General features: G+C 41.8%; 1 protein-coding gene. It reads right to left on the bottom strand.

Annotation, left to right across the window (positions count from 1 at the left end; genetic code table 11):
* Nucleotides 1-563: translation elongation factor Ts (gene tsf, locus GMD1S_RS08785; protein ID WP_044135862.1), on the bottom strand; the 563-nt coding region annotated here is incomplete at its 3' end.
* Nucleotides 564-589: the final 26 nt, after the last annotated feature.

Genomic DNA, 589 nt, shown 5'->3' with positions numbered 1-589 from the left:
TTCATCGCAGCAATGTGCATTGAGATTTGTTTAGCAAGCGCTTCGTCTCCACCTTCGATTACAGAGATAACACCGATACGTCCACCATTGTGTTGGTATGCTCCGAAGTGTTGTGCATCTGTTTTTTCAAGCAAAGCAAAACGACGGAATGAGATTTTTTCACCGATTGTAGCTGTTGCAGATACATATGCAGCTTCAAGAGTTTCACCTGAAGGCATTGTCAAAGCAAGAGCTTCTTCGTTGTTAGCTGGTTTTCCTTCAGCGATTACTTTAGCTGTTGCGTTTACCAAGTCAACGAATTGAGCGTTTTTCGCAACGAAGTCAGTTTCGGCATTTACTTCAACTACTGCTGCAACGTTACCGTTAACAAATACACCAGTCAAACCTTCAGCTGCAACACGGTCAGCTTTCTTAGCTGCCTTCGCCATACCTTTTTCACGAAGCAATTCAATCGCTTTTTCGATGTCACCGTCTGTTTCTACAAGCGCTTTTTTAGCGTCCATAACACCGGCACCAGATTTTTCACGCAACTCTTTTACAAGTTTAGCTGTAATTTCTGCCATTTTGATTCTCCTATATTTTTTAAAAA

Source organism: Streptococcus sp. GMD1S (genome assembly GCF_000296875.1).
Classification (GTDB): Bacteria; Bacillota; Bacilli; order Lactobacillales; family Streptococcaceae; genus Streptococcus.
The sequence above is the reverse complement of the archived record's forward strand: the minus strand, read 5'-3'. Positions and strand labels throughout refer to the sequence as shown.